Source organism: Nautilia sp., from assembly GCF_053994455.1.
In genome coordinates this window covers 1-6624 of record NZ_JBMYAU010000072.1, presented here as the reverse complement: position 1 = coordinate 6624, position 6624 = coordinate 1, and the positions used below count along the sequence as shown (strand labels likewise).

Sequence of the window (6624 nt, the reverse complement as noted above, 5' to 3'; positions counted from 1 at the left end):
GACAAATACCTTGAAGATAACAAAGATTTGTTAAATAAATTGTTTTAGTGTTGCAAATAAAAACATTTTTTTTATATAATAATTTGATTAAATTTAAATTAAAGGAGCAAAAATGAAAAAATTAATCAGTGCTTTATTAATAGGGGGGGGGGGGTAGCGTTATTTGCTGACGGCTTGATTACTTTCACACCAAACACACCGGCAAAAGCGGAGGATGTAAACAACAACTTCACATATCTTCAAAATCAGGTTCAAAACACCGTTTCAAATGCTTCCGTATATATAAACGACACAAAAGTTGGCAGATTACTTACAATGTTTGATATACGTTCGCTTGCAATGTTAACGCCTACAAATTACAGACTTTACATCGGATATAAAACTATTCATACACCTTCTTCATATTTATCTTTTAGAAGTATAGGGTATCCGGTTTTTAAAGAGCGATTCTTAACAACTTTATGGGTTTTATTTGACAATCCGAACTGTGATATAAGCGGGAGTTATGTTATAAGGAGCTACTATCCTATTGATAATAATTTATCTGCAAATGGACAGCATATAAGTATAAAATTCGGAAAAGGAGCTATAATAAGATTTGCCGAGGTTGGGGATGACAATCAAACTGTAAATTTAAGTGATAATTTTTATTATTATACATTCAGTAATTATGAAACATATCAAAATAACGAAAAAACTTTTTATCAGGTGGCAGATGGAACCTGTGAATTATTTGATTACAACAGCTCGGTTTTAAGTGTTTATCCTGTTAAACCTTTTGATTCTACAGTTTTAGGAATTAGCGAGGATTTAAAAAATCAAATGTTGCAAAACGATGTAAATGTCAGTGTTTATTAAAGGGTATAAAATGAAAAAAACATTGTTTTTTATTGCTGCTTTTTTGGTTTTGCTGTTTGTTTTAGGATGTGGAGGGAGCAGCAGTTCTTCCGATGACAACACAATATCAAACGACACTAATCAAACACAGGCAATGGTATGGAACCAGTCAAACTGGAACGAAGCGAACTGGCAATGAAACTGATCTAATACCTTATGTATAACTATATAAATAAACTAAAAGGATACCGTTTTGGTATCCTTTTAGTTTATTTAGTTAACATAATGTATATTCTCTAAATCTTATTTTCAAATACCACTTTTAATCTTAACGCGTCTTTAAATGCGCTGTTGTCATCCGTATTGTTAAAATAAATATAGCTTTCATTGTCTTTTATCCTGTTTTTGAGTTCAAGCATAAATTCATCGCTATAGTTTCCTTTATATTTTCCCTGCGTTCCGTGCAGTCTTACATATATAAAGTCGGCTGTCTGTGTAAAATCGATCTCCTGATTGTAATCGTGCCATACAACTGCAATGTTTTTATCTTTAAGGTACGTGTATGTTTCGAGCCTATACCACGAACTGTTTCTAAACTCTATCGCATATTTTAAATCATCATCAAGTGCACGCGTAAAATTTATAAGAAGCCCTATGTCATATTTTAAAGACGGAGGAAGCTGAAATAAAACCGCACCGAGATAAATATCCAGATTTTTTATTACTGACAAAAACTCTCTTAATCCATCCAAATTTTTTAATCCGGACTTATGTGTAATTTCTCTGTTTGCTTTGATTGAAATTTTAAAGTTTTCAAAATGTTTAAGTCTGTATTTCCATGATTTGATTGTAGTTATTTTAGGAAACCTGTAAAATGTGGAGTTAAGTTCCAAAGAGTTAAAATGTTTCGCATAATAATCAAAAAACTGATATGTTTTGAGTGCAGAGGGGTAAAACTCCCCTACCCAGTTTTTGTAAAAATACCCGCTTGTTCCTATATAAACCATCAGTTAACTAAAATATAAACGAGTTTAGGTATAAAAATAACTATTAAAAGAGTTAATATCTGTATTAAAATAAACGGAATAATACCGAGATACAGATCTTTCGTCTGTATTTTATCACCCGCGGCACCTTTTAGATAAAACAGACTAAACCCGAAAGGCGGCGTCAAAAATGAAGTCTGAAGGTTTATTGCTATTAAAAGCGCAAACCATAAAGGATCTATTCCGAATTCCTGAACAATTGGAAGCAGTATTGGAATTACAATAAACGTAATTTCGATAAAATCGATAAAGAATCCCAAAATAAAAATCAAAACCATTGTAATGGCAATAAACGCATACTGGTTTGAAATGGAATCGGTAAAGAAAGTAGTAACAATATCACCCGCCCCCGATTCGTTAAATACAAGCGAAAAAGCCGTAGCACCGATTAAAATCATAAATATCATGGCAGTAATTTTTACCGTTTCAACGGTAGCGTATCTTAAAAGTTCCATATTAAACGTTCTGTAAAAAAACGTAAGTATGATTGAACCGAGTGCGCCTATTGCGGCTGATTCGGTAGGTGTGGCAAACCCTGCAAAAATACTTCCTAAAACAATAGCAATAAGTATAAAAGGAGCAACAAGGGATTTTAAAGCCTGAAAAAGTATTTTGGAATACGGTTTGTCGGTTTTAATCGCAGGTGCGATTTCAGGTTTTAAAAAAGCGACTATTAAAATATAGACAATATAAAGCCCAACTATTATAAGCCCCGGAATTACAGCGGCTTTAAACAGATCCCCTACGCTTATATTCATTACCGCACCCAAAATAATTAAAACGATGCTCGGAGGAATAAGCTGCCCGAGCGTCCCGCTTGCGGCAATTACACCGCCGGCGAGCCTCGGGGAATAACCGTGTTTTAGCATAATCGGCAATGAAATAATCGTCATCATAACCACACTTGCCCCCACTATTCCGGTAGATGCGGCCAATATGGCACCGACTATCACTATGGCAATCGCAAGACCTCCCCTTACGGGTCCGAAAAGCTCGCCTATCGATTCAAGCATATTTTCGGCAATTTTACTTTTTTCAAGTATAAATCCCATAAATATAAAAAGGGGAACCGCCATCAGCGTAAAGTTTTGCATTATTCCATAAACCCTGTAAGGCAGAAGTCCGAATACGTCAAGCCCAAGATTCGGATCTATCAAAGCGGCAAATACAGCGCTTGCACCAAAAGCAAATGCAACCGGAATCCCAACCATCAACAATATAAACGCAACGATAAATAAAATTATCCCAGTCATTAATTACCTTTTGAGTGTTTTAATTTATAATACGCTTTTTTAAGTTCCGATACGGACTGTAAAATAACAACAAAAAACCCGAACATCATCGCACTTTTTATAATCCATCTGCAGCAAAGCCCACCCGGGTCGCCAGACTGTTCGTGCATGGAATAGCTCATCTGAATAAAAGGTATCGCTTCGGCAACGATTAAAGTGGCAAGCGGAATTACGAAAAAAAGAATTGTAATTATCTGAATAACGGCTTTCGTTTTTACTGAAAACCTGTCGTAAAAAATATCAACCCTTACGTGTTTGTCGTGGCTTAAAGTGTAAGCGATTGCAAATAGAAACGTTAAATCGAAAAGATGCCATTCAAGCTCCTGCAACGCAATACTCCCCCCGTGAAAAAGCTTTCTGACTATTACGTCGTAACTGACGATCAGGGTTAAAACAATAAGTGAAACGACCGCCAAAATCATAAAAAAGTTGGTTATTTTCTCAACAATCAAATCGGTTTTGGGTATAAAAGAGAGTACCAATACAATTACGGCCGTACCTACAATGGTATAATCAATGTGTTCGCTAAGAGGTATCGTCAGATTAAAAAAGGCATTCATAAAACCGTCCATTTTTTCTCCTTACAGATATTCCGGAGCATCGTTGCTAAACAGAATCAAATCGCCCGCTTTTGTGTTTTCCGCCAGAATTTTTTCCAGGTCTTTTTTGTTGTTTAATACGATTTTATCCGTATTTATAATGTTTTCGCATAAAACTTTTTTATTTATATTTCCCGTTATAATCACCAGATCAAACACCTCTTCTATTTTTTTTGCAAGTTTTACGTTTTGTTCGTCCGTCGCTTCGACAATTCCTGGTGTTACGAGTACTTTTCTGCCCCGGTACTCTTTTACCAAATCATAAGAAGCAACCATTCCTTCGAGGTTTCCGTTAAAACTGTCGTCAATTATGATTTTGCCCCCTACTTCGATTTTTTGAAGCCTGTGGGGGATTGATTCCAATTTTAGCACTTTTTGCTGCAATTCTTCAATACTAAGTCCGAATTCCAACGCCTGAAAAACGGCAAGTGTTACGTTTACGGCATTAAACCCGCCTAAAAGTTTACATTCGAACGGATATGTTTTATTTTCTATTTCGATTTCCCATTTTATACCATCAAGTGAAGCTTTTATGTTTTTAATTCTGTCTTTAATAACTTCAACTTTTTCGTTATAAGGCACTTCGTAAGAAAAGCCTTTTTTAAGTTTAGGCGTTTTAAATATTTCAAGTTTTGTGTTTTTGATGTTTTCGAGCGTTTTAAAATATTCGATATGCTGCGGGCCGATTTTTCCTAAAATCGAATATTCGTTTTCTAAAAATTCCACAATTTCGAGAATATCGCCCTTCTCTCTCGCACCCGCCTCCGCAATGTATATTTCAATGTTTTCCGGCAAATCTACATTTATATCTTTAACTATACCTTTTAACGTATTGACGCTTCTTGGTGTTTTATAAACCCTGAAACTGTCTTTTAACAACTGATATAAAAAGTTTTTTATTGATGTTTTTCCGTAACTGGCGGTAATGGCGACGATTTTGGGATTGATTTTTTTAAGTCTGTTTTTGGCGAGGTTTTTGTATTTGACAAATAAAACATATTCCGTTATTTCAGACGCCAAAACGGCTGCGATTATTACAAACAAAACCCCTGTTCCAGGATTGTAATGATATTTGTTTAACAATAAAAGATTCAGCGTTTCAAAAAGCCCCACATAAACAAAAAACCTTTTTACCCTGTCCGTTACGACAAGAGCTTTTACCCTTTTTACCCATAAAAACAGAGAAGGAATAAGCCCGAAAAACAGATATATCCAAAAAAACCTGTATGCGGCGATATAAGTAACTACAGGCACCACGAAATACAGAAGATGCCAAAGGGGCTTGTGAAAATGAAAAAGTATCCGCTTTATTTTGTAGCCGTACCACTGTAAAACCGTTATAATATAAAATCCTAAAACATAGGCGGTAATAAAATTGACAACCAAATCAAACATACTTAATACCTTATTTCAAAATCATTAAATTTCATATCTTCTGTCCGTTCGAATTCTATATTTTTCACATTGCTGTAAGGCGAACCTTTTTTTAAAATGTCCAAAAATTCTTTTAATTTTTCTTCATTTTCTATTTCGGCAACCGCTTCGACCCTTGTATCGGGCAAATTTCTTACATATCCCTTAAAACCGGCTTTTTTCGCATTTTTACTTACAAATTTTCTGTACCAGACCCCCTGAACTTTTCCGCTTATAATAAATCTGTAAGTCATTCTATTTCCCCTTGGCCATTTGAATTTTATTGATGTATTCGAAGTTTACAGGTATGAGTTTTTCATTTTCGACACTTCCGGCAAGTTTTTCAAGAATCTGATCAAAATCATCAAAAAGATAATTCGCAAGGCTGCCCGGAACAGGATTTATTTCGTTTAAATACACTATCCCGTCTTTTACAAAAAAATCACATCTTATAAGCGCGTTTTTAAACATATTGCCATATATTTTTTTAAACGAATTTTGAAGTTTTATTTTCAAATCCTCTTCAATTTCAGGAAATTTTGTCTCTTTTCTACTGAAATCCATATATTTTTTTTCAAAATCCAAAAACTCTTTTTTTTCAACTTTTTCTATTTTACTGAACACAAACCCTTCTTTTGAGCAAAACCCGGCAAGGTTGTATTCTTCTATACCTTCAATAAAGGGTTCAACAATTATTAAATCATCAAATTCCCTCGCCACATCAAAAGCATAATTAAATTCATCCTGGTTTCTTACCACACTCACACCTATACTGCTACCAAGTCTTGCGGGTTTTACAATAATCGGAAAATCAAATTTGGTTTTTGCTTCAGTTACGATTTCATATTCTATTGTATTCACCCCTATTTCTTTGGCATACATTTTAGTTAAAATTTTATTATAGCTTATTGCACTTGCCTCTACATTTGGCGTTATTGCTTTTACAGAAAAAAATTCAAGTATCCCCGGGAGTTTTCCGTCTTCCCCGTCTTTGCCGTGGATAAGATTTATTGCTACATCAAAGTTAACATAATATTCTTTCTTTAAAAAACCTTTAACATATTTAAACCCGTTTTTTACAAATTCTATTTTTTGTGAATTTTTATATTTCCCGCTTGCAAAATATTTGCTTTTCATATTCTCTTTTTCAATTAAATATATGTCTCTAAACTGGTCAATATATATAAATATAAGATTATGTTTTTTGATTTTTTCTTTTAAAGTAATCGCACTTACAATAGATATTTCATGTTCAAAACTGTTACCACCGAATATTAAAGCAAATGTCATTTCACATCCTTACTCAGTTTTTTTAATGCTAATTTTATTGTTTCTTCAAGATTACTACTTTCTATTCCGTTTAATGCTTTAACAATGTCGTTTTTATTAAAGCCCAAACTCTCAAGCGCGCTTAAAGCCTGGTTGAATACCGGATTT

The 6624-nt window shown here is 34.1% G+C and carries 8 protein-coding genes and 1 pseudogene; 2 read left to right on the top strand and 7 right to left on the bottom strand.

The features are described 5' to 3' along the window. Window positions 1-174: 174 nt before the first annotated feature. Both ACXJIE_RS05415 and ACXJIE_RS05410 read left to right on the top strand, forming a co-directional pair. Window positions 175-858 (top strand): hypothetical protein, encoded by a 684-nt coding sequence (locus tag ACXJIE_RS05415; RefSeq protein WP_456479952.1) that lies wholly within the window; start codon window positions 175-177, stop codon window positions 856-858. A gap of 10 nt (window positions 859-868) precedes the next feature. Further along, a complete protein-coding gene (locus ACXJIE_RS05410) occupies window positions 869-1036 on the top strand; it encodes a hypothetical protein (protein ID WP_456479951.1) in 168 nt (55 codons plus the stop codon). 97 nt (window positions 1037-1133) lie between these two features. Here the strand turns inward: ACXJIE_RS05410 and ACXJIE_RS05405 are convergent, their stop codons facing one another. The 7 genes and pseudogenes from ACXJIE_RS05405 to ACXJIE_RS05375 all read right to left on the bottom strand — a co-directional run. Next, window positions 1134-1844 carry a DUF72 domain-containing protein gene (locus ACXJIE_RS05405; RefSeq protein WP_456479950.1) on the bottom strand — a complete coding sequence of 237 codons (711 nt, stop codon included), beginning with the start codon at window positions 1842-1844 and terminating at the stop codon, window positions 1134-1136. Then, window positions 1844-3136, bottom strand: a complete 1293-nt coding sequence (locus ACXJIE_RS05400; protein ID WP_456479949.1) for a TRAP transporter large permease — start codon at window positions 3134-3136, stop codon at window positions 1844-1846. Before ACXJIE_RS05400 ends, ACXJIE_RS05405 begins: the two co-directional genes overlap by 1 nt. Continuing rightward, window positions 3136-3747 (bottom strand): TRAP transporter small permease subunit, encoded by a 612-nt coding sequence (locus ACXJIE_RS05395; RefSeq protein ID WP_456479948.1) that lies wholly within the window; start codon window positions 3745-3747, stop codon window positions 3136-3138. Before ACXJIE_RS05395 ends, ACXJIE_RS05400 begins: the two co-directional genes overlap by 1 nt. Window positions 3748-3756: 9 nt before the next feature. Continuing rightward, entirely contained in the window at window positions 3757-5169 is a 1413-nt protein-coding gene (locus ACXJIE_RS05390; RefSeq protein ID WP_456479947.1) for a Mur ligase family protein, read from the bottom strand. A 2-nt stretch (window positions 5170-5171) separates the two neighbouring features. Then, complete coding sequence (locus ACXJIE_RS05385) at window positions 5172-5441, bottom strand: acylphosphatase (protein WP_456479946.1); 270 nt, start codon at window positions 5439-5441, stop codon at window positions 5172-5174. A 1-nt stretch (window position 5442) separates the two neighbouring features. Continuing rightward, window positions 5443-6477: a D-alanine--D-alanine ligase gene (locus tag ACXJIE_RS05380; protein WP_456479945.1), complete on the bottom strand. Its 1035-nt coding sequence runs from the start codon at window positions 6475-6477 to the stop codon at window positions 5443-5445. Then, a pseudogene (locus tag ACXJIE_RS05375) lies at window positions 6474-6624 on the bottom strand (Holliday junction branch migration protein RuvA); the annotation flags it as partial. The pseudogene ACXJIE_RS05375 and the gene ACXJIE_RS05380, both read right to left, overlap by 4 nt.